At 71.7% G+C, this 24232-nt stretch carries 24 protein-coding genes; 8 read left to right on the top strand and 16 right to left on the bottom strand.

Going from position 1 to position 24232, the window contains the following annotated elements; all coding sequences use genetic code 11:
* Nucleotides 1–22 precede the first annotated feature (22 nt).
* The 3 genes from OG595_RS32915 to OG595_RS32905 all read right to left on the bottom strand — a co-directional run bounded on the left by OG595_RS32915 (nucleotide 23) and on the right by OG595_RS32905 (nucleotide 2457).
* Nucleotides 23–196: a hypothetical protein gene (locus OG595_RS32915; RefSeq protein WP_329278376.1), complete on the bottom strand. Its 174-nt coding sequence runs from the start codon at nucleotides 194–196 to the stop codon at nucleotides 23–25.
* A gap of 165 nt (nucleotides 197–361) precedes the next feature.
* On the bottom strand, nucleotides 362–1003 hold the full coding sequence (locus OG595_RS32910) for a DUF899 domain-containing protein (RefSeq protein WP_329278375.1): 642 nt from the start codon (nucleotides 1001–1003) through the stop codon (nucleotides 362–364).
* Nucleotides 1004–1092: 89 nt separating this feature from the next.
* Complete coding sequence (locus tag OG595_RS32905; RefSeq protein ID WP_329278373.1) at nucleotides 1093–2457, bottom strand: amidohydrolase; 1365 nt, start codon at nucleotides 2455–2457, stop codon at nucleotides 1093–1095.
* Between the two features lie 147 nt (nucleotides 2458–2604).
* Between OG595_RS32905 and OG595_RS32900 the strand changes: the two genes are divergently transcribed.
* Nucleotides 2605–3555, top strand: coding sequence for an endonuclease/exonuclease/phosphatase family protein (locus OG595_RS32900; RefSeq protein ID WP_329278370.1), 951 nt, complete (start codon nucleotides 2605–2607; stop codon nucleotides 3553–3555).
* A 22-nt stretch (nucleotides 3556–3577) separates the two neighbouring features.
* Here the strand turns inward: OG595_RS32900 and OG595_RS32895 are convergent, their stop codons facing one another.
* Nucleotides 3578–5443: an FUSC family protein gene (locus OG595_RS32895; protein ID WP_329278368.1), complete on the bottom strand. Its 1866-nt coding sequence runs from the start codon at nucleotides 5441–5443 to the stop codon at nucleotides 3578–3580.
* Nucleotides 5444–5739: 296 nt separating this feature from the next.
* Here OG595_RS32895 and OG595_RS32890 point away from each other — a divergent pair, with 296 nt between their 5' ends.
* The 3 genes from OG595_RS32890 to OG595_RS32880 all read left to right on the top strand — a co-directional run bounded on the left by OG595_RS32890 (nucleotide 5740) and on the right by OG595_RS32880 (nucleotide 8185).
* On the top strand, nucleotides 5740–6441 hold the full coding sequence (locus tag OG595_RS32890) for a hypothetical protein (RefSeq protein ID WP_329278366.1): 702 nt from the start codon (nucleotides 5740–5742) through the stop codon (nucleotides 6439–6441).
* 85 nt (nucleotides 6442–6526) lie between these two features.
* Nucleotides 6527–7498, top strand: a complete 972-nt coding sequence (locus tag OG595_RS32885) for a GNAT family N-acetyltransferase (protein ID WP_329278364.1) — start codon at nucleotides 6527–6529, stop codon at nucleotides 7496–7498.
* Between the two features lie 210 nt (nucleotides 7499–7708).
* Entirely contained in the window at nucleotides 7709–8185 is a 477-nt protein-coding gene (locus OG595_RS32880) for a GNAT family N-acetyltransferase (RefSeq protein WP_329278363.1), read from the top strand.
* A gap of 37 nt (nucleotides 8186–8222) precedes the next feature.
* Here OG595_RS32880 and OG595_RS32875 read toward each other — a convergent pair whose 3' ends face one another.
* The 3 genes from OG595_RS32875 to OG595_RS32865 form a co-directional block, all read right to left on the bottom strand.
* Nucleotides 8223–9260: a glycoside hydrolase family 6 protein gene (locus OG595_RS32875; RefSeq protein WP_443073375.1), complete on the bottom strand. Its 1038-nt coding sequence runs from the start codon at nucleotides 9258–9260 to the stop codon at nucleotides 8223–8225.
* 279 nt (nucleotides 9261–9539) lie between these two features.
* The gene (gene pip / locus OG595_RS32870) at nucleotides 9540–10511 is read right to left on the bottom strand and encodes a prolyl aminopeptidase (RefSeq protein WP_329278360.1); all 972 of its coding nucleotides are present in this window, start codon (nucleotides 10509–10511) and stop codon (nucleotides 9540–9542) included.
* Nucleotides 10512–10599: 88 nt separating this feature from the next.
* The gene (locus tag OG595_RS32865) at nucleotides 10600–11313 is read right to left on the bottom strand and encodes a uracil-DNA glycosylase (protein ID WP_329278358.1); all 714 of its coding nucleotides are present in this window, start codon (nucleotides 11311–11313) and stop codon (nucleotides 10600–10602) included.
* 177 nt (nucleotides 11314–11490) lie between these two features.
* On the opposite strand from OG595_RS32865, the gene OG595_RS32860 reads away from it, so the two are divergent.
* Nucleotides 11491–12030, top strand: a complete 540-nt coding sequence (locus tag OG595_RS32860; RefSeq protein ID WP_329278357.1) for an RNA-binding S4 domain-containing protein — start codon at nucleotides 11491–11493, stop codon at nucleotides 12028–12030.
* Between the two features lie 155 nt (nucleotides 12031–12185).
* On the opposite strand, the gene OG595_RS32855 is transcribed toward OG595_RS32860, so the two are convergent.
* From OG595_RS32855 to OG595_RS32840, 4 genes are all read right to left on the bottom strand, one after another.
* Nucleotides 12186–12698, bottom strand: a complete 513-nt coding sequence (locus OG595_RS32855; protein WP_329278356.1) for a DoxX family protein — start codon at nucleotides 12696–12698, stop codon at nucleotides 12186–12188.
* Nucleotides 12699–12787: 89 nt separating this feature from the next.
* Nucleotides 12788–13330 (bottom strand): MOSC domain-containing protein, encoded by a 543-nt coding sequence (locus tag OG595_RS32850; RefSeq protein ID WP_329278354.1) that lies wholly within the window; start codon nucleotides 13328–13330, stop codon nucleotides 12788–12790.
* Nucleotides 13331–13377: 47 nt separating this feature from the next.
* Complete coding sequence (locus OG595_RS32845; RefSeq protein ID WP_329278352.1) at nucleotides 13378–14055, bottom strand: class I SAM-dependent methyltransferase; 678 nt, start codon at nucleotides 14053–14055, stop codon at nucleotides 13378–13380.
* Between the two features lie 74 nt (nucleotides 14056–14129).
* Nucleotides 14130–15080 (bottom strand): acyltransferase domain-containing protein, encoded by a 951-nt coding sequence (locus tag OG595_RS32840; RefSeq protein WP_329278350.1) that lies wholly within the window; start codon nucleotides 15078–15080, stop codon nucleotides 14130–14132.
* A gap of 103 nt (nucleotides 15081–15183) precedes the next feature.
* On the opposite strand from OG595_RS32840, the gene OG595_RS32835 reads away from it, so the two are divergent.
* Nucleotides 15184–15450 carry a DUF6343 family protein gene (locus OG595_RS32835; protein WP_329278347.1) on the top strand — a complete coding sequence of 89 codons (267 nt, stop codon included), beginning with the start codon at nucleotides 15184–15186 and terminating at the stop codon, nucleotides 15448–15450.
* Nucleotides 15451–15505: 55 nt separating this feature from the next.
* On the opposite strand, the gene OG595_RS32830 is transcribed toward OG595_RS32835, so the two are convergent.
* From OG595_RS32830 to rpsA, 4 genes are all read right to left on the bottom strand, one after another.
* Nucleotides 15506–15895: a tetratricopeptide repeat protein gene (locus OG595_RS32830; protein WP_055533923.1), complete on the bottom strand. Its 390-nt coding sequence runs from the start codon at nucleotides 15893–15895 to the stop codon at nucleotides 15506–15508.
* A gap of 50 nt (nucleotides 15896–15945) precedes the next feature.
* Nucleotides 15946–16554 carry a dephospho-CoA kinase gene (gene coaE, locus OG595_RS32825; protein WP_329278342.1) on the bottom strand — a complete coding sequence of 203 codons (609 nt, stop codon included), beginning with the start codon at nucleotides 16552–16554 and terminating at the stop codon, nucleotides 15946–15948.
* A 69-nt stretch (nucleotides 16555–16623) separates the two neighbouring features.
* Nucleotides 16624–17562 (bottom strand): PAC2 family protein, encoded by a 939-nt coding sequence (locus OG595_RS32820; protein WP_329278340.1) that lies wholly within the window; start codon nucleotides 17560–17562, stop codon nucleotides 16624–16626.
* A gap of 357 nt (nucleotides 17563–17919) precedes the next feature.
* Entirely contained in the window at nucleotides 17920–19425 is a 1506-nt protein-coding gene (gene rpsA / locus OG595_RS32815; protein WP_006381002.1) for a 30S ribosomal protein S1, read from the bottom strand.
* A gap of 234 nt (nucleotides 19426–19659) precedes the next feature.
* On the opposite strand from rpsA, the gene OG595_RS32810 reads away from it, so the two are divergent.
* Entirely contained in the window at nucleotides 19660–20619 is a 960-nt protein-coding gene (locus OG595_RS32810; RefSeq protein WP_443073248.1) for a class I SAM-dependent methyltransferase, read from the top strand.
* An 85-nt stretch (nucleotides 20620–20704) separates the two neighbouring features.
* Nucleotides 20705–23230 carry an ATP-dependent helicase HrpB gene (gene hrpB, locus OG595_RS32805; protein WP_329278335.1) on the top strand — a complete coding sequence of 842 codons (2526 nt, stop codon included), beginning with the start codon at nucleotides 20705–20707 and terminating at the stop codon, nucleotides 23228–23230.
* Here hrpB and OG595_RS32800 read toward each other — a convergent pair.
* Complete coding sequence (locus OG595_RS32800; RefSeq protein ID WP_329278333.1) at nucleotides 23220–24212, bottom strand: DUF3068 domain-containing protein; 993 nt, start codon at nucleotides 24210–24212, stop codon at nucleotides 23220–23222. The two genes, hrpB and OG595_RS32800, sit on opposite strands and share 11 nt — an antisense overlap.
* Nucleotides 24213–24232 lie beyond the last annotated feature (20 nt).

Raw genomic sequence — 24232 nt, 5'->3', positions numbered from 1 at the left:
CACGAGGGGCCCGGCGACCGCCTCACTCCCCCATCGCTCCGCCCCGGACGATCACGAGGAACGTGTCCGTCGCGAGATCCATGACGACCTCCGCGGGCTGACCTTCGAGGCGCCGCGCCTGCGCGAACTCCTCGGCGGGCCAGGAACCACGCGGTCCCCCGGCGGGAAAGCGTTCGAGCACCTTTCGCCCGTTCACCCTGCACCTCCATGTAGCGCTGAACTCATAGAGTTAAACGCTCATCATGGGGAAAGGGCCTCGCCCGGTGACCGTACTGAGACGTACTTGACACTCGTTCACCGCCGGATGTGAGGATGAGCTCATCCTGTTACATCCCTTACGCCTCTTTTGTCACTTCACGTATCAGTAGTCGTACGCGTCGTGATGGCGCACGCGTTCGCCGTCCTCCGGCGCGCCCAGGGGCATCAGGTCCAGGAAGCCGACCGCCGAGCCGAGGCCGTCCAGGCCGCGTCCGTACGCCGAGTACGTGTGGAAGACCTGGTCACGGTCGCGCAGGAAGCAGCTCACGCCGGACCGTTCGACGGCCTCCTCCCCGCTGCCGGACGTCACCAGGAAGTCGCGGTTGAAGTCGTTGCCGTACGACGAGTACCAGGGCACCGTCCACCCCATCCGCGCCTTGAACGGCAGGATCCGCGTGTACGGCGCCCGGGACACGACGGCGAACGACGCGTCGCGGGCCCACAGGTGCGCCAGGTGACCGACGTTGTCGAGGAACTCCGAGCAGCCGGGGCAGCCCTCCTCCCACCCGGGAGCGAACATGAAGTGGTGGACCACGAGCAGGCGGCGGCCCTCGAAGAGGTCGAGCAGGGTCGCCTTGCCGTCGCCGCCCTCGAACACGTACTCCGCGTCGACCTCGACCATGGGCAGCTCGCGCCGCTCGGCGCCCAGCGCGTCACGCGCGCGCGTGACGATCTCCTCCTTGACCAGCAACGCCTCGCGTGCCGCCCGCCACTCGTCGCGCGAAACGATCCGCGGAAGTGTCATCGCCCCTCCATGCCCCGTTGTGGAACGGTCCGTTCTCAGGGGTGGACCGGCGGAGCACGCGAAACTCATCGGTCGCCGGCGGAAGGACTTCAGGCGTCGTACTCCTGGATCCGCCTGCCGTGGCTCCGGTCGACGAGCGCGGGCAGCCGCTCCCCCAGTTCCCGGACGACTCCCGGCACGTCGAGGGTCAGCAGTTCACGGTCGCGCATCAGGACGCGGCCGTCGACGATCGTCGTACGGACGTCCGAGGCGCGGGCGCTGTGGACGAGGGTGGCGGCGAGGTCGTGCACGGGCTGGGTGTGCGGCCCGGTGAGGTCCACGAGGATGATGTCGGCCTTCCGGCCCGGCGCCAGGCTGCCGATCCGCTCGCCGAGTCCCACCGCCCGCGCGCTCTGCAGCGTGGCGTGATGCAGTGCCTGCCGGGAGGTCAGCCAGCGGGGGTCGCCCTCGGTCGACTTCTGGATCAGCGAGGTCAGCGCCATCGACTCCCACACGTCGAGCGAGCCGTTGGAGGCGGCGCCGTCGGTGGCGAGCCCCACGGGGACACCGATCTCGCGCAGGGCGCGTACCGGCGTGGTGGTGGGCCAGGCGAACCTGAGGTATCCGCGGGGCGCGGTCGCCACGGCCGTACGTCCGCCTCCGCGCTCCAGGACGGGGAGGTCGCGCTCGATGATGCCGGTGCCGTGCGCGATGAGCACGTCGAGGTCACCGGCCAGGACGCCGGTGCGGGCCAGGACCTCGATCGGGGTGAGGCCGTGCCGGGCGAGGCTGCTGTCGGTCTGGTCGCGGTTCTCGGCGGCGTGGATGTGCACGGGCAGGCCGTGTTCGCGGGCGAGGCCGGCGGTGGCGGCCAGGTCGGCGTCGTCGACGGTGTACGGGGCGTGCGGGGCGAGGGCGGTGGTGATGCGGCCGTCGGCGCCGCCCCGGTGCCGCAGCGCGAACTCCAGTGACCTCTCACGCCCTCCGGGACCCTGCGAGGAGAAGTACGCCTCTCCCAGATGCGCCCGGATCCCGCACTCCTCGACCACCGCGGCGACGGTGTCCATCGAGAAGTAGTGGTCGGCGAAGCAGGTGACACCACCGCGGATCATCTCGGCACAGGCGAGCCGCGCGCCCAACTCCACGTCGATGTCGGTGAGGTTGGACTCGATCGGCCACACGACGTCGTTGAACCACTCCTCCGTGGGCAGGTCCTCGGCGATCCCGCGCAGCGCGACCATCGGGGCGTGCGTATGGCAGTTGATGAGCCCCGGCATGGCCAACTGCCCGCGTGCGTCGATGCGTTCGACGGCGTACGGGAGTTCGACGCCCACCCCGATCGCCTCGATGATCCCTCCCCGTACGGCGATCGAGGCGTCCTCGGCGAACTCGACCTGTCCGTCGGCGTCGGCGTGGAGGAGGGCGGTGCAACCGGTGATGACGAGATCCGCGGGAGCAGCGGGAGAAGGCGTCATGCGGCCACCGTACGGCGCGGTCGTGCCCATGGGTGACGTGAACCGCGCATCCCGGCGCAGCCCTGTCGCCGGGGATGGCGGCGCGGGCACGCTGGACGCATCACCGCTGAACTCGCGGTGCCTGCTGGGACTTGAGGGGGAGCCGGCATGCTCGTCGCCACCTGGAACCTGGAGAACCTCTACCGCCCGGGCGACCCGTCCGGCCCGAAGGACGACACGGCGTACGAGGCGAAACTCGCCGCCCTCGCCGCCGTGATCACGGAACTCGACCCGACGTTGCTCGCCGTCCAGGAGGTCGGCGACACCGAGGCGCTGGACGATCTGGTCGGCCTGCTGGGCAGCGGCTGGACCGTCGCGACCTCGCGGTTTCCCGACAACCGGGGCATCCGGGTCGGTTTTCTCGGCCGAGGGTCGTTCGAGGTGCTCGCCGACACGAACGCGTTTCCGGTGAAGCTGGCTCCGGTGCAGGTGGACGACTCGGGCCTGGAGGTCTCCGCGGCGGGCCGCGGTTTCCTGGCGGTGGAGGCCGGTATCGAGGGCGTGCCGTTGCGGGCGGCCGTCGCCCATCTGAAGTCGAAGCTGCTGTCGTATCCGAACGGCCGCTTCCAGCCCCGCGACGAGGGCGAACGGGCCCGCTTCGGCGCGTACGCCCTGTACCGGCGGACCGCCGAGGCGACCGCGCTGCGGGCCCTCGCGGACGACCTGCTGGCCGGCGAGGGCCGTACGCGGGACGTTCTGGTCCTGGGCGATCTGAACGACGAGGTGCAGGCGGCGACCACCCAGATCCTGCTCGGCCCGCCCGGTTCGGAGATCGGCACGCCCGGTTACGACCACGACGACAAGGGCGACGCGACGCGCCTGTGGGACGTGGCCCCGCTCATTCCGGCCGGACAGCGCTACTCGCGGATCAACTCGGGCCGCCGCGAACTGATCGACCACATCCTTCTGAGCCACAGTCTGGTCCACCGCGCGACGGAGGCGGGCACGGGCCTGCCGGGGAGCGGGGCGCCCGCCCTCCCGTCGGTCGGCCCGGATCCGGAGGCCCGACGCGACGCACCGGGCTCGGACCACGCGCCGGTATGGGTACGCGTCGACTGACCCGGCCGACGCGGAACCGCCCTCAGCCCGCGAGGGGCGCGTCACCCGCGCGCGGGACACGCGTCCGCAGCCCGGCGCGCTCGCGCCGCTCGGCGAGTTCGTCCAGGAGTTCGGTGAGGTGCTCGGTGTGCAGGGGGCTGAGGCGTCCGGTGTCGTCGAGGTGCACGGCACAGGCGGTCGCCGTGTCGACAAGTCGTTCGAGGGTGGCGGCGACCTCCTCCGTCCCCTCGGTGTGCCGTGCCAGCGCGGGCAGTTCGGCCGCGGAGTGCGCGATGGCGGTACGGGCCTCGGCGAGTGCACGATAGGCCTCGCGGCGCAGCATCCAGCGCGCGTGCCGGTCGTCCGAGCCGCTCATCACATGCTGGAGGTACGCCTGCGCGGCCTCGGCGGCCCGCGCCAGCCGCGCCCGCACGCCCCCGCCGCGCTGCCCGGGCATCGGCAGATGTCCGACGATGAGTACGAGAGCGCAGGCGACCAGCGTTTCGAGGATCCGGCTCCAGGAGGCCTGGGGCTCGCCGCCCACCATCACCAGTGCGAGCACGAGCACGGTCACGACGGCGGTCTGGGCGGCGAAGTGCCGGGTGGCGACCGGGATCAGCGCACCGCTCACGGCGACGAGCGCGACGAGCCCCTCGGGCCGGGGCAGCACGGCGGCGAACCCGGCGAAGACAACGGCCCCGAGGACGGTCCCCGCCGCCCGGCACAGGACGCGCGAGACGAGCGGCCCCAGGTCGGGCTTGACGAGGAAGACGGCGGTGGCCGGGATCCAGTACCAGTGGGCGTGGTGCGTGGCCTGCGCGACGGCGGCCCCGGCCCCGAAGCAGAGCGCGACCCGCAGCCCGTACTCGCGCCCGCCGGAGTCGACGGCCGTCCGGAGCAGGGCCATGACGGTACGGCGCCGCGTGTGCAGGTCGTGCGTGTCGCCGCCCCGGTCGAAGGCGTCGGCGGCGTGCAGCAGCGCGTCGTCGAGGGCGCGCAGCCCCGGCGCGGAACGGGCGGGGGCGGGCAGCGGCCCGGTGTGCGTGTTGGTCCTTACGGCGACGGCCAGACGCCGGGGACCTTCCGCCACGCGCGCGTGGAGGGCGTCCCCGGCCCAGGCGAGGGCGGTCGCCGCCTCGGCGAGGGGCAGCGCGGCGGCGTACTGGGTGCGCAGCCGCCGCTCGTCCCTGGAACTGGAGTACTGGCGGAGCCGGGGTCCGCCCAGGGCGTCCTGGGCGTGGTCGAGCGCGGCGGTGAGGGCGACCCGCCGGGCGCCCGCCTCGTCCGTACCGGCGGCGTCGAGGAGGTCGGCGACGGCGTCGTACACGGCTGCGACGGCGGTACGTTCCCCGTCGAACCGGAAGTCACCGGCGCCGGCACCGGGGGTGGGCAGCGCGAGCCGCAGGGCGAGCAGCCAGCCTGCGCCCGCGACGAAGGACAGCGCCCGCTGCCAGCCCGGCTCGGGCAACGGCATCCCGGCCCCGATGGCGGCGGCGACGAGCAGTTGCGTACCGGCGCCGGACGCCACCGGCCCGATGGCGCTGATACCGCCCGCAAAGAGCCCGAGCACGGTGAGGAGAAGGGTCAGCGGCACGGCTCCCAACTGCTGGCCCGCGTACGTCCCGACGACCAGCCCGAGGGCCCCGGCCGACGCGGGCACGCCGAGCCGCCTGACGGAGGAACGCCGGCTGCCCGGCCGGTCGTTGATCCCGGCGAGCATGGCACCGAGCGCGGCGACGACACCCAGGGAGGTGCGGTCCGCCAGCACTCCGGCCAGCAGCAACGGCCCGGCGGCCAGCGCACCCCGGACGACCGCGTTCCACGGCACGGGCCCGCGCTGGGCACGCAGCGCGTGGGCGAGCCAGGGCGGCAGGGCGAAACGCGGGCGCGTACTGCTGGGGCGTGACACAGGGCTCCTGTCGGACGAGGGCGGGGGTGCGATGCCTTCGGGCGACGTCGGCCGGGCTGTGGTGACCACGGTAGATCGGGTCGGTGGAGGAGATGGGGCGCGATTATTTCGGGGAGGTGACGGTCGACGGGAAACCCGGGTTCTTTATGAACGCAACGCCGGGCATCCTCCGGCCCGTCCGAGAACGAACCGTTCGGCTCCCCGCTCCAGGGCGGCCCGGGCGATTGTCAGTGGCGGGCGCTTCAATGGGAGATGTCGTCACAGAGCGTCACGACCGAGCTACGGGGGAGGTGGCCATGGTTTGCCATGCCGGTGATCAGAGCTACGAGGACGGCCAGGAACCTCAGGACTGTCAGAGCACTGGGGGCTACGAAGAGGACGGGCAGCGGTACGTCTCCCTGGCGGGACTGCGGGCTCGCGGGTGGACCGGCGGAATGGTGCACCGGCTGCTCGGGACACCGGACCGCCTGAGCGTCAATCCGCGGCTCAGGGCGGCGCCTCAGGTCCGGCTGTACCGCGTCGAGCGGGTCACGGCGGCCGAGCGGACCGACGGGTTCCGCAGGATGTCGGAATCCTCGGCGCGGCGGTCGGCGGCAGTGCGGAACGCCGTACAGCGCCGGCGGTCGGAGGTCCTGGAGCGGATCAGGACCGAGCCGATCGAGGTACCGCGCCTGGACCCGGGCAAGCTGGCCCTGCGGGCGGTGGAACACCGGGCTCGACAGGAGGCGGCGGCCGGCGGCCCGACCGAGCCGGACGACGGCGACTCCGCGCCGGACACGGGCCACGCCGGCCGTGCCTCTCTGACTCCCTGGAAGGTCGACTACCTGCGACACCGCATGAGTCATTACGAGCAGCTCCTGGACGGCCTGCCGGGAGGCGAGCGGGACTCCGGCCGGGCCGAGGCCGCGGAACTGCTCCACCGACGGATCTGCGCGGCCATCGGCGAGGCGTACCCACCACTTGAACAGGAGTGCGAGAGGCGGACGCGCGACCAATGAGCGGGTCCGCCGGGAAGGTGAATCCGCAGGTGAGATCCCCTCCCGGGCCGGACGGGCGCACCACCGACGTCCCTACGCTCCGGCCATGGAAGACGATCTCGCCCTGCGTGTGCACGAACGCCTGTCGGAGTGCCCCGGCCTGAGCCCGGTCGGGCCTGCCGATGGACAGCGGTTCGCACGCTGGGACCTGGCCTCACTCGCCGAGGGCGCCCTCGGCGAGTGCGCCGACCCCGACTCGATCACGGCCTTGTACGAGAAGCGGTTACGCCTCCGGCTGGGGGCGTCCGGACGGGAGTACGAACACGACGACGGCTACTGCAGGAGGTACTGGATCCGGGACCCTGCCGAGGACAGGGAAGGCGGACGGCCGAGGGGACCGCTCGGAACCGTCGCCGTGGACACCTGGCCGAGCGGCGTGGGTTCGCTGCGCGTCTCGTCGCTGTACGTCCATCCCGTTGCCCGGCGGCGCGGCCTCGCCGCGGCGACGCTGGACACGGTGTACGAGGCGTGCCGCGCCGAGAGCCTGCACGGCTTCCGCCTCGACACGCGCTGGACCTGGCAGCGGAGTGTCCGCTACTACCTCAACCGGGGCCTGTGGGTGACGTCGTGGAAGGACGCGCTCGGGCTCGCCCGGCTGTCGTACCTGCCCCGGTACGAAGTCACGGACAGCGAGGGCGAGTTGACGTTCCTGGTGGCGGATCCTGATGGGTGCGCGCCCGGTGTCATGGTCCCACTGCTCGTCGCCGATGCCGTCGACGGGCGGCTGCGGCTGCGGCTGCGGCTGCGGGAGACCGAGCAGTACGCCCGTACCCGCGACGAGCTGAACGCCGTCCGGTACTACGCGCGGTCGACACTCGCTATGCATCTCGCCGTGCGCGGGCTGCCGTTGGTGAGAGGGAGTGAGGAGTGGGCCGAGGCGGTCGCGGGCCGCTGGTGCGACATCGGCGCCCCGGAGGGGCTCGCGCGGAAGATCGAGGTCTTCGAGCAGATGGCCCGCGACGACGGCTGGCGACTGACCGGCCTGTACCGCCGGTCGTCCCACCCGCACCACGCCTGACACGCCTGACTCGGCTGACACGCCTCCGCCGCATCCGGGAAAACCCCGTGCGACAGGCGGGACAGGTGATCCGGCCACCCGGGGCGGTTGGCGGAGATCACGCCGACGGCCGCCGCCCGGAGCCGGAGGCGGACTCGGAGTCCGCCGGGCGCGCTGGAATCCGGTAAATCAGGTGCGTTCGGCACCGCACCTCTGACAGGCTCCGCCCTCGTGTCCTCCCCTTCGTCACCCAGCCCGAAGATCACTCTCCGCCGTGCGGCAGCCGACGACGCCGGTGCCGCGGCCGACGTACTGCTGCGGTCCAGAGCCGCCGCCCTGCCGACCGTCAGCTGGCCGCGGTCCGACGACGAGGTCCGCGACTACTTCCGGGACGTGGTGGTGCCGCACCGCGAGACCTGGGTCGCGGAGGCACCGTCCACGGACGAAATCGTCGGCGTGATGGTGCTCGCCGGTGACGAGGTGTCGCAGCTGTACCTGCTCCCGGACTGGCGTGGACACGGCATCGGTGACCTCTGCCTCTCCCTCGCGAAGGAGCGCAGCCCGGGCGGACTGACCCTGTGGACCTTCCAGGTCAACAAGCCCGCCCACCGCTTCTACGAACGCCACGGCTTCGTCGCCGTCGAGCACACGGACGGCAGCGGGAACGAGGAGCGGGAGCCTGACGTGCGGTACGTCTGGCAGCCGTAGCGCGCACAGGGGCCCGGCAGGGCCGGCCCGGGCCCGCTCACGACCGCGCGTTGCGGGCGAGTTCGAGGGCGTACGACGGCCACCACTGCCCGGCCGGCGGGCCTCCCCGGCAGGTGCCGTCGGACTCGCCCGGCCGTTTGATCCACAGCTGGGCGTCGAGCCGCGGACGGCCGGTGACCGTCGTGGGAGGTGCCCCCAGGGCCCGTCCCGGCGGATTGCACCACGACTCGGCATCCGGGTCGGTACCGGTGTAGGGGCCGTTGCCGTTGCGGCTGGTGTCCACGACGTAGTGCTTGCCGCCGAGGGCCCTCGACAGCGCGTCACCGTAGGCCGAACTGTCCTGGTCGGTCTGGAAGTTGGCGACGTTCAGGGAGAACCCGTCCGCCTGTCCCACCCCCGCCGCCCGCAACGCGTCGACCAGCCGCGCCGGCTGCGGAATCCAGCCGGAGTTGCCCGCGTCGAGATACACGCGCGCGTGCGGCTGCCGTTTGATCCGCTCGACGGCGTAGGCGAGCAGCGCGTACCGCTCCTCCGCGTCGACCTGTGCGCAGCCCGCGACCATCTGGGCGACGGCGTCCGGTTCGACGATCACATAGGCGCCCCGGTCACCGAGGCCCGCCGCGAACTCGTCCACCCAGGCGCGGTAGTCCAGTTCGTCCAGGGCACCGCCGCCGGAGTACTGCCCGCAGTCCCGGCCAGGAATGTCGTACGCCACGAGCACAGCCGTCCGCCCGCCGCGTGCCGCGGCCGTGGTGACCGCCTGGACGACGGGCCGGGGGCTCGCCCCGGTCACCCACTCGGCCTGGGGGCGGCTCGCGATACGGTCCATCAGCTCGGCGTCCGCCTCACGCCCCGCGAGTCGCCACTCGGCGGCCTGGCGCGCCGCACGCGACCGGGGGTCCACCCACAGCGGCTCGAAGGCCGCCCCTTCACGCCCACCCGCGTGCTCCCCGGAACCGGCGGGCGCACCCGCACCCGGCCCCGTCCGACGGGCAACCTCGGCACCCGCCCCCAGCGCCCCCGCACAACAGCCCCCCACGAGCAGTACGACGACGAGTGCTCTCGGCAGCCACATGGGCGTCCTGAGCGATCCGCGCAACCTGGGCACGGGCGACTCCGTTCCCGTCGCCGACGGTCCGCGCGGGCGACGACGATCCGACCTCCCCGGAGTCTGCGGTCACCACCGGCCGGCACCGCGCACAGCGCCACCGAGCCGCGCCAAGATCACCCCACCGGCGCCCACCGGCCCACCGGACGAACCACCGTCCTCACTCCGCCGGCCACCCCCACCCCATCGACCGAAGACCATCGGCCATCGGCCATCGGCCATGGAACTCCAGCTCGTGCAGCCGGCTCAGCCACGGGCGGCGTACCGATCCGTGGCCGCCACCAGCTCGTCCACCATGCCCGGCGCCCCCGCGTTGTGCCCTACCTCGTCGACGACGATCAACTCACTACCGGGCCAGGCGTGATGGAGCCGCCAGACCGTGCCGAGCAGATTCCCGGGGTCGAGGCTGCCCTGGACGAGGGTGCCAGGGATGTTCTTGAGCCGGTGCGCGTCGCGCAGTACGACGCCTTCCGCGCCCTCGTTCCCCTCGCCCAGGAAGTGGCCGTTGCCCCAGTAGTGGGTGACGGTCCGGGCGAAGCCCATGCGGAACACCGGGTCCTCGTATCGCGGGACGGAACGGGGCGGTGCCGGGATCATGGCCGTCTCCCAGTCGGTCCACGCACGGGCGGCGCGCTCTCGCACCTCCGGGTCGGGCGACTCCAGCAGCCGGTTGTACGCGGCGGCCAGGTTCCCGTCCCTCTCGTCCTCGGGCACCCCGGCACGGAACTTCTCGAACGCCTCCGGGAACAGATTTCCCAGACCCCTGGTCAGCAGGGCCACTTCGGCGTCGGAACCGGTCGCGACGGCGGTGAGCACCAGCTCGGACACGACCCCCGGATGCGTCTGCGCGTACCGCAGCCCGAGCACCGACCCCCACGACACGCCCCACACCAGCCACCTCTCGATCCCCAGGTGCCGTCGCAACAGTTCGAGATCGGCGAGGACGCGGCCCGTCGTGTTGACGCTCATATCGGTGTCGTACGCGCTCGCGTGCGGTGTCGAACGCCCGGCCCCGCGCTGGTCGAGCAGCACGATCCGGTAGGCGGCCGGATCGAAGTACCGCCGCGAGTGCGCGCTCGCCCCCGACCCCGGCCCACCGTGCAGCACCACCGCCGGCTTGCCCCGCGGATTCCCGCAGACCTCCCAGTGGACGCGGTTGCCGTCCCCGACGTCGAGCATGCCGTGGTCGTACGGTTCGATCTCCGGATACAGGCCCATCGGGGCAACGTAACGTGCCTGCGCGGGTCCGGTCGCACCAATTTTCACCACGGCTGCTCTCACCGCTTCTGCTTCACCACTACTGCTCTCACCGCTGCCGGGGCAGGCCGGCGGCGCTCGCCGCGTCCCGCAGCACGTCCCGGAGCATCGCGGGCGTGAGGCGGCCGGTGAAGGTGTTGCGCTGGCTGACATGGAAGCAGCCGAAGAGCCGCAGCCCGCCACCGAGCGTGACCTGCGCCCCGTGCCCGAAGGCGGGGCGCGGACGCGGCACGCTCCAGCCGGCCGCGTCGAGAACGGGCAGTGTCGCCTGCCAGCCGAACGCCCCGAGCACCACCACGGCCCGCAGTGTCGGCCGGAGCAGCTCCAGCTCGCTCACCAGCCACGGCCGGCAGGCGTCCCGCTCCTCGGGCGTCGGCTTGTTGGCGGGCGGGGCGCAGTGCACGGGAGACGTGATGCGTGCGCCGTACAGTTCGAGCCCGTCGTCGACACTCACCGAACCGGCCTGGGGCGCGAGCCCCACCTCGTGCAGGGCCTCGTACAGGACGTCTCCGGAACGGTCTCCCGTGAACATCCGCCCGGTCCGGTTCCCGCCGTGGGCGGCGGGCGCCAGCCCGACGATCAGCAGCCGGGCATCCGCCGGTCCGAACCCCGGCACCGGTCGCCCCCAGTAGTCCTGGTCCGCGAAACCGGCCCGCTTGGTACGGGCGACCTCCTCCCGCCAGGCGACCAGCCGAGGGCAGCGTCGGCACCCGGCGATCCGCTCGTCGAGCGCGCTCAGCCCGGCCGGGCCGTTGATGTCCATACGTCCACGGTAGGGCGCCCGGTGGAGCGGTGGACGCCTGCCGCCCCCGGAACCACCCCCGAAGACAGGGCCGGACATCAGGGTCAGTGTCAGGGCCGCGCATCAGGGCCGCGCATCAGGACCAGGACCGGAAAAACCCCTCCGGTCCATCCGATCCGGAGTACTAAAGTCGAGGGCATGGCATCTGGCAGGGCTTCCGAGAGCGCGGACACCGAAGGCAGCGCGCGCACCGAAGACGGCACCTCGGCCGACACCGCACCGGCCCCACCGGTCTCACCGGTCTCACCGGTCTCACCGGCGGTGGACGCGGCCGACGCCGCCCGTCCGGCGAGCGGCGAGACCGTCCGTATCGACAGCTGGATCTGGTCCGTACGTCTCGTGAAGACCCGTTCCATGGGCGCGACCGCCTGCCGGGGTGGCCACGTCCGCGTCAACGGCGACCGTGTGAAACCCGCGTACGCCGTGCGCGTCGGTGACGAGGTCCGCCTCCGCCACGCCGGCCAGGAACGGATCGTCGTGGTGAAGCGCCTGATCCGCAAGCGGGTCGGCCCTCCGGTGGCCGTCCAGTGCTACGTGGACAACAGCCCGCCGCCGCCACCCCGCGAGGCCGTCGCCCCGGCCGGCATCCGCGACCGCGGCACGGGCCGCCCGACGAAGCGCGACCGCCGCGACATGGAACGCCTGCGGGGCCTCACCGCACCCGACGACGCCTCGTAGGCGCCGGCCGCCACAGCCCGTTCCGCCCAAGGTCCGCAAGGACGCGGCCGGCACATCCCCGCATACGCGCCTGTGGCATCCGGACGGGTCCCCACGACCCGTCCGGATGCCACAGCCCCTTGCCATACGCCATCCCGGGCCGTACGGAGGCACCCTCACGCCCGTCGCCGCACCAGCCGCAGCAGCTCCGCGTTGTGTCCTCGGCGGGCCCAGGCGATGAGGGCGAGCGGCACGATGAGGATCAGTGGGGTCGCCGCGTACTGCCCGTCGAAGACAGCGACCTGCACGATGAACGCGCCCACCATCAGCGCGCCCAGTGCCATCGCGGCCACCGACTCCAGCACCGGAATCAACAGTGCGACGGCTCCGGCCAGTTCGAGCAGCCCGATGGTGTACATGCCCGCGCTGCCCCAGCCCATCCTGTCGAAGGACTCGACGGCCGACGGGTGCGCGATCAGCTTGGGCAGCGCGCTCGCGAACCCGTAGAAGAGGGCGAGAACCACCTGAAGCACCCGCAGCCCGATCCGGGCGCGCCGTCCGCGAGCGGACAAGGACCTGGCGGAGGCGACCTCCGTCGTGAAGGCAACCTCCGTCGTGGAGGCAACCTCCGTGGTGGAGTCGGATGTGGCGGAGGTGAGGGACGTGGCGGGAGCGGTGGTCTCGGACATGGAGGTCTCCTGTGTGAAGTGGTTCGTGTTGCTTTCACAGAGGTAGACCGGCGGCCGGCCCAGAACTCATCGCCGCTCGGCGGGACTTCTCAGACCGGGCGCAGAGCCTGGTGCGGCCCGCTGGGAAGTTCGACCTTGATCATGTCTCCGGGGTACACCTCGCCTCCCTCCTGCACGACGCTCATGATTCCGGCCTTGCGGACGACGTTCCCCGCGGCGTCCCGTCCGACCACGCGCTTCAGCAGCCCGTCCTGGAAGTTGTCGATCTGCAGACAGGGGTTGCGCAGGCCGGTCACCGTCAGGACCACGTCGTCGCCTATGTGCAGCAGGGTGCCGACCGGAAGCGCGAGCAGATCGATGTCCCGGGTGGTGATGTTCTCGCCGAGTTCCCCGGGCTCCACCGCGAACCCCTCCTCGCCGACCTCTGCGAAGAGCTCCTCGTGGATCAGGTGGACCTGGCGCAGATTCGGCCGCGTGGGGTCGCTCGCCATGCGGGAGCGGTGCTTGACGGTCGTCCCGGCGTGCACGTCCCCCTCCACACCGAGCCCGGCCAGGAGTCTGACGCTGTCCCGGTTCGGCTTGCTGAACGAGTACCCGCCGTTGCTGCTGACCGCCACGACCATGCCGCTCATCCTCAGAATCCCCTCACCCACGTGTCCCTGTTCGTTACACGCTTCTCCTACCCACTCACCGCCCTCACCCAGACCCCGTCCTCCGTCAGACAGCGGTCCGTCTTCAGCCCCGCTTCCCCCAGCGCCTCCTCGAACTGCTCCGGTGTCAGCGGCCGGGCCAGGAAGGTCTGGGTCCACACGGCGTCCGGGAACTCGTACTCCGCGCGCACCGAGTTGACGCCGTCCCCGACCGGCTCCGACGACACCAGCCGTATCGTGGCCCCGTTCGGGCCGACCCGCTCGCGGGGCAGGTTCGTGTGGTAGTCCGCGCCCTCGCGTTGGATGAGTACATGACCGTCCTCGGCGAGGTGCCGGGAGCAGGTGCGCAGCAGCCCCCGCCGCACCTCGGCGTCCCCGGCGTGCACGAGGAACGACGCGAGCGTCACCACCTCGAACTTCTCACCCAGGTCGAGGTCCTCGATGGGGCTGCATATCGTGCGCGCTCCCCGGACGCGCTCCAGCATCTCGGCCGACTCGTCGACCGCCGTGACCGTGAAACCGCGCTCCAGGAGCGGGTGGGTCATGCGTCCGACGCCACTGCCGAGTTCCAGGATGTGCGCGCCTGCGGGCACCGCCGCGGCGATGATGTCCGGCTCGTCCCCGATCGGCAGCCTCGAGTAGAGCTCGACCGCGCAGCCGTCCGGGGTGATCGCACCCGGTCCGGTGCCTTCATGTCCTTCTCGCATTTCCCGTCGCATGCCCGCACAACGGGCCACGCCGGCACGGCCGTTCCCACCTCCGGCCTGTTCACCCGTTCGAGTCAAACCGTCGTCAGCGGGAACCATCCGTGCCCGATGTACCAGTGGCCACCCGCCCGCAGGTGGTCCCCGACGGCCCGCTCCACCGTGGTCCGCCGGGGCAGCCCGGCCACCGGCAGGTCGGGATCCCCGAACACGAACTGGACCGGCTGGGAGTCGGCCGGCTCGCCCGCCTCCTCCGTGATCCGGAAGCGCTCCTGAAAGCGGACGATGTTGGAGTCCGCCCCCAGATACCGCTTCAGCTGCGGGTCCAGCAGCCAGGAGTGACAGACCGCGGCCGTGTACCGCTCCACCGGGAAGTGCCGCCCGAAGAAGTCCCGGGCCAGTGCCAGGGACCGGTCGCAGGCAGCCGGGGACAGCGGCCCGTGGAAGTCCGGGATGTGCAGACTGAGACACATGGCATCGGCGTCCGGGGCCGGACCGGTGGCGGCGAGCAGCTCCGCCGTCCGCTCCCCCACGCGCGCCCGCTGGAACTGCAGCCGCCCCAGCTGGAACAGCTCACCGTGAAAGTGCAGGGCGAGCCACCACATCGTCTCCACACCGCCCCGCCCGTGCCTCCTGCGGTGCAGGGCCATGTTCCGCCCGAGGTCGGCGAGCGTACGGCGGGACACCTCAGGCGGGACCCCGAGTGCCTGGTGGTGGGCGCGTACGTGAGGAAGGGCGGCGACGAACACGTACACGGAGAAATAGCGGCCCAGTGCCCCCGGCTCACCGTCGGCCCTTCGGTCCGCATGCCCGGTGAACAGCTCCGCGATCCGCTCGCCCGGCCAGGGTGCCGCCCCGCCGATCTCGCCCATGTCCCGCACCAGCCCCTCGACGCACTCCTCCAGGAGCCGCATCGCGCCGGGGTCGCGGACCAGCGGTCGCCGCAGTGCGACCAGTTCGTTGATGTCCTCATGGGGTACGGCCAGGTCGAGCAGGATCTCGGGAAGGTCGTCGGCGTCCGGCAGCACGGTGTGGTTCTCCCCCGTCGTCTCAGCGGCCGGCGGCCCGGCCGACGGTCCTTGGTGAACGTCCGGAGCGAAGAGTACGTTGCAGGGAGGAGCAGTGGTCCCGATGCGTACAGGCAGTGAGCCGATGACAGCGCGCAGTGCTCTGCGGGCGCGTCTGTGGCTGAGCGTGTGGGGGCTGTTCTGGGCGATCGCGGGGACAGCCGCGTTCGCGCTCGCCGGGCGCCCCGGGTGGGCGGTTGCCTGCGGTGTCCTGTGGCTGGTCGTCACGGTCGACCTGACCATGATCCTCCGGCACATCCGGCAGGGCCCGCACTACCAGCCGGGCCCCGGCATCCCGCCGTACCGGCCGCCGGACCAACGCGGCCCGTGAACACCACGCACGCGCACGTGGGCCCGTAGGGGTCGGACCCGCCGGTGCCGGACGCTCAGGACTGCGAGTCGTCGAAGCGCGCCGCTTCCAGATAGCGCGGATTCGGGTCGAGCGCCGCAGCCAGCCGGAAGTGGCGCTTGGCCTGCTCGGGGCGGCGCTGGCGCTCGTAGGTGCGGGCGAGCGCGTAGTGCGCGAACGCGTTGTCCGGCTCACGCTCCAGGACGATCGTGAACTCCAGCTCCGCGGGGCGCAGTTGCGCGGCGGCGAAGAAGGCACGCGCGCGCAGCAGTCGGGCGGCCGTGTTCTCGGGGTGCGCGGCGATCACGGGATCAAGCAGTTTCACCGCGCCACGGGGATCACGCGCGGCGAGCAGTCGCTCTGCCGCGCGGAAGTCGATGACATGCGTCTCCGGAGTACGTCCGGTCCATCCGCTGGTCTCGGGCACGGCTGAGTCCTTCCCTCACTGCGGCGGTTCAACGCCCGGCCACGCCAACGCTATTCCCGCGCCGCCCGCGCTCTGCGTACGAGATCCGCCCATACGTCCGTTACGCGCCGATCCAGGGCCTCCAGGGGGACGTCGTTGTCGATGACGACGTCCGCGATCTCCAGGCGCTTCTCGCGGGTGGCCTGGGCCGCCATGCGCGCACGTGCGTCGTCCTCCGTCATACCGCGCAGCCGGACCAGCCGGTCGAGCTGGGTATCGGGACTCGCGTCGACGACGATCACGAGGTCGTACAGCGACTTGAGTCCGTTCTCCGCGAGCAGCGGCACGTCGTGGATCACGACGGCGTCATCCGCCGCGGCGGCTTCCAGAGCGCGGGAGCGGATGCCCACCAGGGGGTGCACGATCGAGTTGAGCACGGCGAGCTTCTCCGGGTCGGCGAAGACGATCGAGCCCAGCCTGGGCCGGTCAAGGCTGCCGTCCTCGGCGAGCACCTCCGTACCGAAGGCGTCGACGACCGCTGCGAGACCCTCGGTCCCGGGCTCGACGACCTCTCGCGCGATGCGGTCCGCGTCGATCAGGATGGCGCCTCGCGCGACGAGCAGTCGCGACACCTCGCTCTTGCCGGCCCCGATGCCACCGGTCAGGCCCACTGTCAGCATGCCCGGCAGCTTAGGGCCTGCCAGTGACAACGTCACCGACAGGTCGTCCGCGGGCTGGTCCCCTCGGGGTCAGCCCTCGCCCTCCCGCTCGGCGAGGAACTTCTCGAACTCCAGGCCGATCTCGTCGGCGGACGGGATCTCGACCGGGTCCGCGAGCATGTTGCCGCGGCTCTCGGCGCCCGCAGCCGCGTCGTACTGGTGTTCAAGACCCTGGACCAGAGCCACGAGGTCCTCGTCGCCCTCCTGGATCTGCCGGTCGATCTCCGTCTGGGTGCGGTGGGCGTCCGTGCGCAGCGCGTGCGCGATGCCGGGCAGGACCAGGCCGGTGGCGGCCGTGATGGCCTCCAGGACGGTCAGCGCGGCGTCCGGGTACGGAGAGCGGGCGATGTAGTGGGGGACGTGCGCGGCGACGCCCAGGACGTCGTGACCGGCCTCCATGAGGCGGTACTCGACGAGCGACTCGGCACTGCCGGGGACCTGCGCCTCCTCGAAGGGGCTGCGGTGGCCAGGCACCAGTTCGTTCCGGTTGCCGTGCGGGGTGAGACCCACGGGACGCGTGTGCGGGACGCCCATCGGGATGCCGTGGAAGTTCACGGACAGGCGTACGCCGAGGCGCTCGATGATCTGCTGGACGGCCGCGGCGAAGCGCTCCCACTCGACGTCCGGTTCGGGTCCGGACAGCAGCAGGAAGGGCGCTCCGGTGGCGTCCTGGACGAGCCGCACATCGAGCGTGGGCACCTCGTAGTCGGTCCAGCGGTCGCGCTTGAACGTCAGCAGCGGGCGGCGCGCCCGGTAGTCCACGAGCCGGTCGTGATCGAAGCGGGCCACCACTTGGTGGGGCAGCGTGTCGAGCAGTCGGTCGACGATCTGGTCGCCGGTCTCACCCGCGTCGATGTATCCGTCGAAGTGGTAGAGCATGACAAGACCGGCCGACTCCTGCGCCAGCGCCATGTCGACGACGGCCAGGCCTTTCGGCTCCCATGCGTACAAACCCTGCGGATCAAGCACTGTGACCGCTCCTCCTCGTGTTCGTACTGCACAACGTGCCACGGAGCGCGGGCATTCCCGCCCGGCCCTCGCTCACAGGTACGACTTACCCGCCTGTGACACGTGCAAGGCCGTCGGACGGACCACATGCCGGCGACCGGGCCGGTCGCCGACGGAGTGCGTGCCCGGCGGGCTCGTTGCCGGGCACGCCTCCCAAGGGCCGGTTTCGGCCGGTCAGTTGCTGCCGTGTCCCCCGTCGTTGCCGCGAGAACGCCGCGGACAGCCCGGTCGAACGGCGACCGTCGGCACACGACACCGAGGGCCCGCACCTCGAAAGGTACGGGCCCTCAGTCAGCTGCTAAGCCTCAGCGGCAGCGATCAGCTCTGGCCACCGGCCAGCTTCTCGCGGAGCGCCGCAAGGGCCTCGTCGGACGCCAGGGCGCCGGACGTGTCGTCCGACTCCGAGGAGTACGAGCCGCCGCCACCACCGGAGGCGGCCGGAGCCGCACCCGTCGTGCTGGTGCCCTCGGCCTCGGCCTGAGCGTCGGCCTCGCGGGACTTGATGACCTGAGCCTGGTGCTGCTCGAAGCGCTGCTGCGCCTCGGCGTACTGGTTCTCCCACACCTCGCGCTGGGATTCGAAGCCCTCGAGCCAGTCGTTGGTCTCGGGGTCGAAGCCCTCGGGGTAGATGTAGTTGCCCTGGTCGTCGTACGACGCGGCCATGCCGTAGAGCGTCGGGTCGAACTCGACCGAGGCCGGGTCGGAACCGAAGGACTCGTTGGCCTGCTTCAGCGAGAGGCTGATGCGACGACGCTCGAGGTCGATGTCGATGACCTTGACGAAGATCTCGTCGTTGACCTGGACGACCTGCTCCGGGATCTCCACGTGGCGCTCGGCCAGCTCGGAGATGTGGACCAGACCCTCGATGCCCTCGTCCACGCGGACGAACGCACCGAACGGGACGAGCTTCGTGACCTTACCCGGGACGACCTGACCGATCTGGTGCGTCCGGGCGAACTGCTGCCACGGGTCTTCCTGCGTCGCCTTCAGCGACAGGGAGACACGCTCACGGTCCATGTCGACGTCGAGGACCTCGACGGTGACTTCCTGGCCGACCTCGACAACCTCGGAGGGGTGGTCGATGTGCTTCCAGGAGAGCTCGGAGACGTGCACGAGACCGTCGACGCCACCCAGGTCCACGAAGGCACCGAAGTTGACGATCGAGGAGACGACGCCGGAGCGGACCTGACCCTTCTGCAGGGTCGTGAGGAACGTCTGGCGCACCTCGGACTGGGTCTGCTCGAGCCAGGCGCGGCGGGACAGGACCACGTTGTTGCGGTTCTTGTCCAGCTCGATGATCTTCGCCTCGAGCTCCTTGCCCACGTAGGGCTGGAGGTCGCGGACTCGACGCATCTCGACGAGGGACGCCGGCAGGAAGCCACGGAGGCCGATGTCGAGGATGAGACCACCCTTGACGACCTCGATGACGGTACCGGTGACGATGCCGTCCTCTTCCTTGATCTTCTCGATGGTGCCCCAGGCGCGCTCATACTGGGCGCGCTTCTTCGAGAGGATCAGGCGGCCTTCTTTGTCCTCCTTCTGGAGAACAAGGGCTTCGATCTCGTCGCCGACCTTGACGACCTCGTTCGGGTCGACGTCGTGCTTGATCGAGAGCTCACGGCTCGGGATGACACCTTCGGTCTTGTAACCGATGTCGAGGAGAACCTCGTCCCGGTCAACCTTGACGATGACGCCGTCGACGATGTCGCCATCGTTGAAGTACTTGATCGTCTCGTCGATAGCGGCGAGGAATGCTTCCTCGTCACCGATGTCGTTGACCGCAACCTGCGGAGTGGTGGCGGTGATCTCGGTGCTGCTCGTCATGTGGGAAAGGGCTCCGGTACGGACAGAGAGTCGTAGGTACTGCTTACGCCGGGAGCCCGTTTCGCTCTGCAGAAGGCCGGACAGCCAAGGAAGCGCCACATCAGGACCGAAAGATCCGGTGGCGCCTCGACAACCGAGGGGACATACATACAGATGCGAGCGCAGCCTGCTACGTCTGAGGTGCGCAGGCCCGCAGCGCAACTTGTAGCATACGGGGGCAGCCGGGCAGGGTCAATGCGCGAAGGCGCACACCCGGGGCGGATCGCCGCATACCCGGCAGAAGACGTGTCCCAGGAGGCCACGCGGGCACGTGCCGCCCCATTCGCGACACCGCCGGGACACGTCCGACGGAAGAGCCCGCAGACTAATACGAGGGAGCCGATCATCCAAGAGCCCGAATCGCCCGAGCCGGACGCCACCCGGCGCGCCGCCGGAGTCACCGAGAGCTCCCGGGCCAACCGGGGCTGGTGGGACCGGAACGCGGACGACTACCAGAACGAGCACGGCACCTTCCTCGGCGACGACCGTTTCGTCTGGTGTCCCGAGGGTCTCGACGAGGTGGAGGCCGAGCTCCTCGGCCCGGCCGAGGACCTCAAGGACAAGGACATCCTGGAGATCGGCGCCGGCGCGGCCCAGTGCTCGCGCTGGCTGGCCGCCCAGGGCGCCCGTCCGGTGGCCCTGGACCTCTCCCACCGTCAGCTCCAGCACGCCCTGCGGATCGGCGGCGGTGTCCCTCTCGTGGAGGCGGACGCGGGCGCCCTGCCCTTCGCGGACGGCTCGTTCGACCTGGTGTGCTCGGCGTACGGGGCGATGCCGTTCGTCGCCGATCCGGTGCTGGTGCTGCGCGAGGTGCACCGGGTGCTGCGTCCGGGCGGGCGCTTCGTCTTCTCGGTGACGCATCCGGTCCGCTGGGCGTTCCCCGACGAGCCGGGTCCCGAGGGCCTGTCCGTCTCGGGTTCGTACTTCGACCGCACTCCGTACGTCGAGCAGGACGACGACGGCAACGCGGTGTACGTCGAGCACCACAGGACGGTCGGCGACCGCGTCCGGGACGTGGTGGCGGGCGGCTTCCGCCTGGTGGACCTGGTCGAGCCGGAGTGGCCGGCCTGGAACACGTCCGAGTGGGGCGGCTGGTCCCCGCTGCGCGGCAATCTCATTCCCGGGACGGCGATCCTCGTCTGCGAGCGCGACTGACGGTGAGGCAGCCGGAGCCCGGCTTCGAGAACGCCCCCCACGCGTGCGTGGAGGGCGTTCTTCATGGACGTACGACACTGGGGGCGTGATCCGTTCCGAAGCCCTGGACGTCCTGCCCGTACGCGGCGCCCTGCCCGGCCTGACCGAGGCGCTCGACGCGCACGGCACCGCCGTCCTCGTCGCGCCGCCCGGCACCGGCAAGACGACGCTGGTGCCGCTGGCGCTGGCGGGTCTGCTGGGGGACGGCAGGCCGGCGCGGCGGGTCGTGGTCGCCGAGCCGAGGCGGATCGCCGCGCGGGCTGCGGCGCGGCGGATGGCGTGGCTGCTGGGCGAGCAGGTCGCCGGGAGCGTCGGGTACACCGTGCGCGGGGAGCGGGTCGTCGGGCCGGGCACGCGCGTGGAGGTCGTCACGACCGGTGTGCTGCTGCAACGGCTGCAGCGGGACCAGGAGTTGCCGGGCGTCGACGTGGTCGTCCTCGACGAGTGCCACGAGCGGCACCTGGACGCGGACACGGCGGCGGCGTTCCTGGTCGACGTACGGGCGGCACTGCGCCCCGAGCTGCGGCTGCTGGCGGCGTCGGCGACGACGGACGCCGAGGGCTGGGCGGAGCTGCTGGGCGGCGCGCCGGTGGTCGAGGCCGCGGGCGTGTCGTATCCGGTGGAGGTGGTGTGGGCGCCGCCGGCACGTCCGGTACGGCCGCCGCACGGCATGCGCGTCGATCCGGTGCTGCTGACGCATGTGGCGTCGGTGGTGCGGCGGGCGCTGGCCGAGCGGGCGGGCGACGTGCTGTGTTTCCTGCCCGGGGTGGGGGAGATCGCGCGTGTGGCGGGCCAGTTGCGGGACCTGGGGCCCGCGGTGGAGGTGCTCCAGGTGCACGGGCGGGCGCCGGCGGCGGTGCAGGACGCGGTGCTGTCGGGCGGGACGGGGCGCCGGGTGGTGCTGGCGACGTCGGTGGCGGAGTCGTCGCTGACGGTTCCGGGGGTGCGGGTGGTCGTGGACTCGGGGCTGGCGCGGGAGCCGAGGGTGGACCACGCGCGCGGGCTGAGCGCGCTGGCGACGGTACGGGCCTCGCAGGCGACCGGGCGGCAGCGGGCGGGGCGGGCCGGGCGTGAGGCACCGGGGGCGGTGTACCGCTGCTGGACGGAGGCCGAGGACGCCCGTCTGACGCGTTTTCCGTCCCCCGAGATCAAGGTGGCCGACCTGACGGCGTTCGCCCTTCAGGCGGCCTGCTGGGGCGATCCCGATGCCTCCGGGCTGGCCTTGCTGGACCCGCCGCCGGGCGGTGCGATGGCGGCGGCGCGGGCGGTGCTGACGGCGATCGGTGCGGTGGACGCCGGTGGGCGGGCCACGGACCGGGGCGCCCGCATGTCCCGTCTCGGACTGCACCCCCGGCTGGCCCGGGCCCTGCTGGACGCGGCTCCCGAGGTGGGCGCGGCCCGGGCAGCCGAGGTGGTCGCGCTGTTGAGCGAGGAGCCGCCGCGCGAGTACGGCGACGATCTCGCGGCGGCCTGGCGTACGGCCCGGCGCGGGAACGACGCGTACGCGGCCCGCTGGCGGACGGAGGCCCGCAGGCTGCGCTCGGCGGCGCCGGACCCCGCGTCGCGCGAACCCGCGAGGGGCTCCGCGCCGGCCATCGGGGACGACCGCGCGGCCGGCCTCGTCGCCGCGCTCGCCTTTCCCGAGCGGGTGGCCAGGGCTCAGGGGGGTTCGTATCTGATGGTGTCCGGCACCCGGGCCGAGGCCGGTGACGGTTCGGCACTGCGGGGCGCGCCCTGGATCGCGGTCGCCGTGGCGGACCGGCCGGTGGGGTCCGGGCACGCGCGCGTGCGGCTGGCCGCCACTGTCGACGAGGACACCGCGCGGTCGGCGGCCGGCGCCTTGCACGCCACGGGCGAGGAGGTCCACTGGGCCGACGGGGACGTCGTCGCCCGGCGGGTCGAGCGGCTCGGGGCGGTGGAACTGGCGGTGCGTCCGCTGCGCGACCCCGACCCCGGACTCGTACGCGATGCCCTTCTTGAGGGGCTGCGGCAGGAAGGGTTCGGGCTGTTGCGGTGGTCCGCGGACGCCGGGACGCTCCGGCAGCGGCTCACGTTTCTCCGTCTGCACCTGGGCGAACCCTGGCCGGACGTCTCCGAAGGCGCCCTCCACGCGCGCGTGGACGAGTGGCTGGAGCCCGAGCTGGGCCGGGCGCGGCGACGGGCCGACCTGGGCCGGATCGAGGCGGGGCAGGCGCTCAGTCGGCTTCTGCCGTGGGCCTCCGGGGAGGCCGGCCGCCTCGACGAGCTGGCGCCCGAGCGGATGCCGGTGCCGAGCGGGTCCAGGATCCGGATCGACTACTCCGATCCCGAACGGCCCGTGCTCGCCGTGAAGTTGCAGGAGATGTTCGGCCTGCGGGAGTCGCCCGCCGTGGCCGGTGTGCCGGTGCTCGTCCATCTGCTGTCGCCCGCCGGGCGGCCCGCCGCGGTCACCGCCGACCTCGCCTCCTTCTGGAAGGACGGCTACAAGGGCGTGCGCGCCGAGTTGCGCGGCCGGTATCCGAAGCATCCGTGGCCCGAGGACCCGGCGACCGCCGAGCCGACGCGGCACACGAACGCGCGGCTCAGGCGTTGACCGGCTCGGGGGCGGAGGTCCTGGTGGGGGCGGGATCGGCCGGCCTGCGGCCGCGGGCCTCCAGGTAGAGGGCGAGTGCCAGCAGGAGCACGCCCAGGGACAGGAAGCCCCAGGGGAGGTACGACGTCATGAGCAGGACCAGTACGCGCTGGGACTTGACGAGGGCGACCGTCGACTCGATGTAGTCCTCGCGCATTTTCACGTGCCCGGAGAAGGCCGTCACCTTTTCGCGCCCCCCGAGGAGGGTGCCTCCGCGCAGTTCCTCCTGGTGGATCTCCTCGCCGTAGACGGGCGCGCCGGTGACCGGTTCCACCCAGAACCTGCGGACCGTGGTGTACCAGCGGGTCATACCGGTCGCGGCGACCGTCTCGGCCGTGACGCCCTTGATCGGCAGGTCCTTGGGGAAGGGGACCTTCGTCCACGGGATGGTCTGCTCGAAGTAGTAGACCGGGACGCCGCGGAAGTTCTGTGTGCCCTTGTAGTGGATCGGGGCGGTCAGCCGTGCCTGCGCGTCGAAGTACTCGTAGTCCCGCTTCTCGGTCAGGAAGGGCCACTTGAACTCGATGCCCTCCCGTTTCACCGGGTCGCCGTCGACCATCTCGCCGGTGGCGTGGACGGGTTCCTGGGTGTGCGCGTCGAAGATGTAGCGCTCGGGGATCTTCGAGACCATCTTCCCGTCGGGTCCCTGGACATAGGAGAGGCCGTCCCAGACGACCACGTCCCGCCCCGCCGTCCTCTCGATCTTCTCCGAGGCCTCGACGTTGCCCTTGAGGGTCTGCACGATGGTGACCTTGGGGACCTTCACGGCCTGGAACGAGTCGTAGTCGAGGAGGGTCGCGTTCTTCGCCTCCAGGACCATGGTCGTGTACTGGTTCGCCGGGACCTTGGCGAGACGCGGGAAGGCGTACCAGCGCAGGAGCGGGGACAGCGCCGCGAAGAACACGGCGAGGGCGAGCAGGATCAGGCCGGACTTTCGGCGCATCTCGGCCTCCCTCCCGGAGA

This window comes from Streptomyces sp. NBC_01451 (assembly GCF_036227485.1).
Taxonomy (GTDB): domain Bacteria; phylum Actinomycetota; class Actinomycetes; order Streptomycetales; family Streptomycetaceae; genus Streptomyces.
The sequence above is the reverse complement of the archived record's forward strand: the minus strand, read 5'-3'. Positions and strand labels throughout refer to the sequence as shown.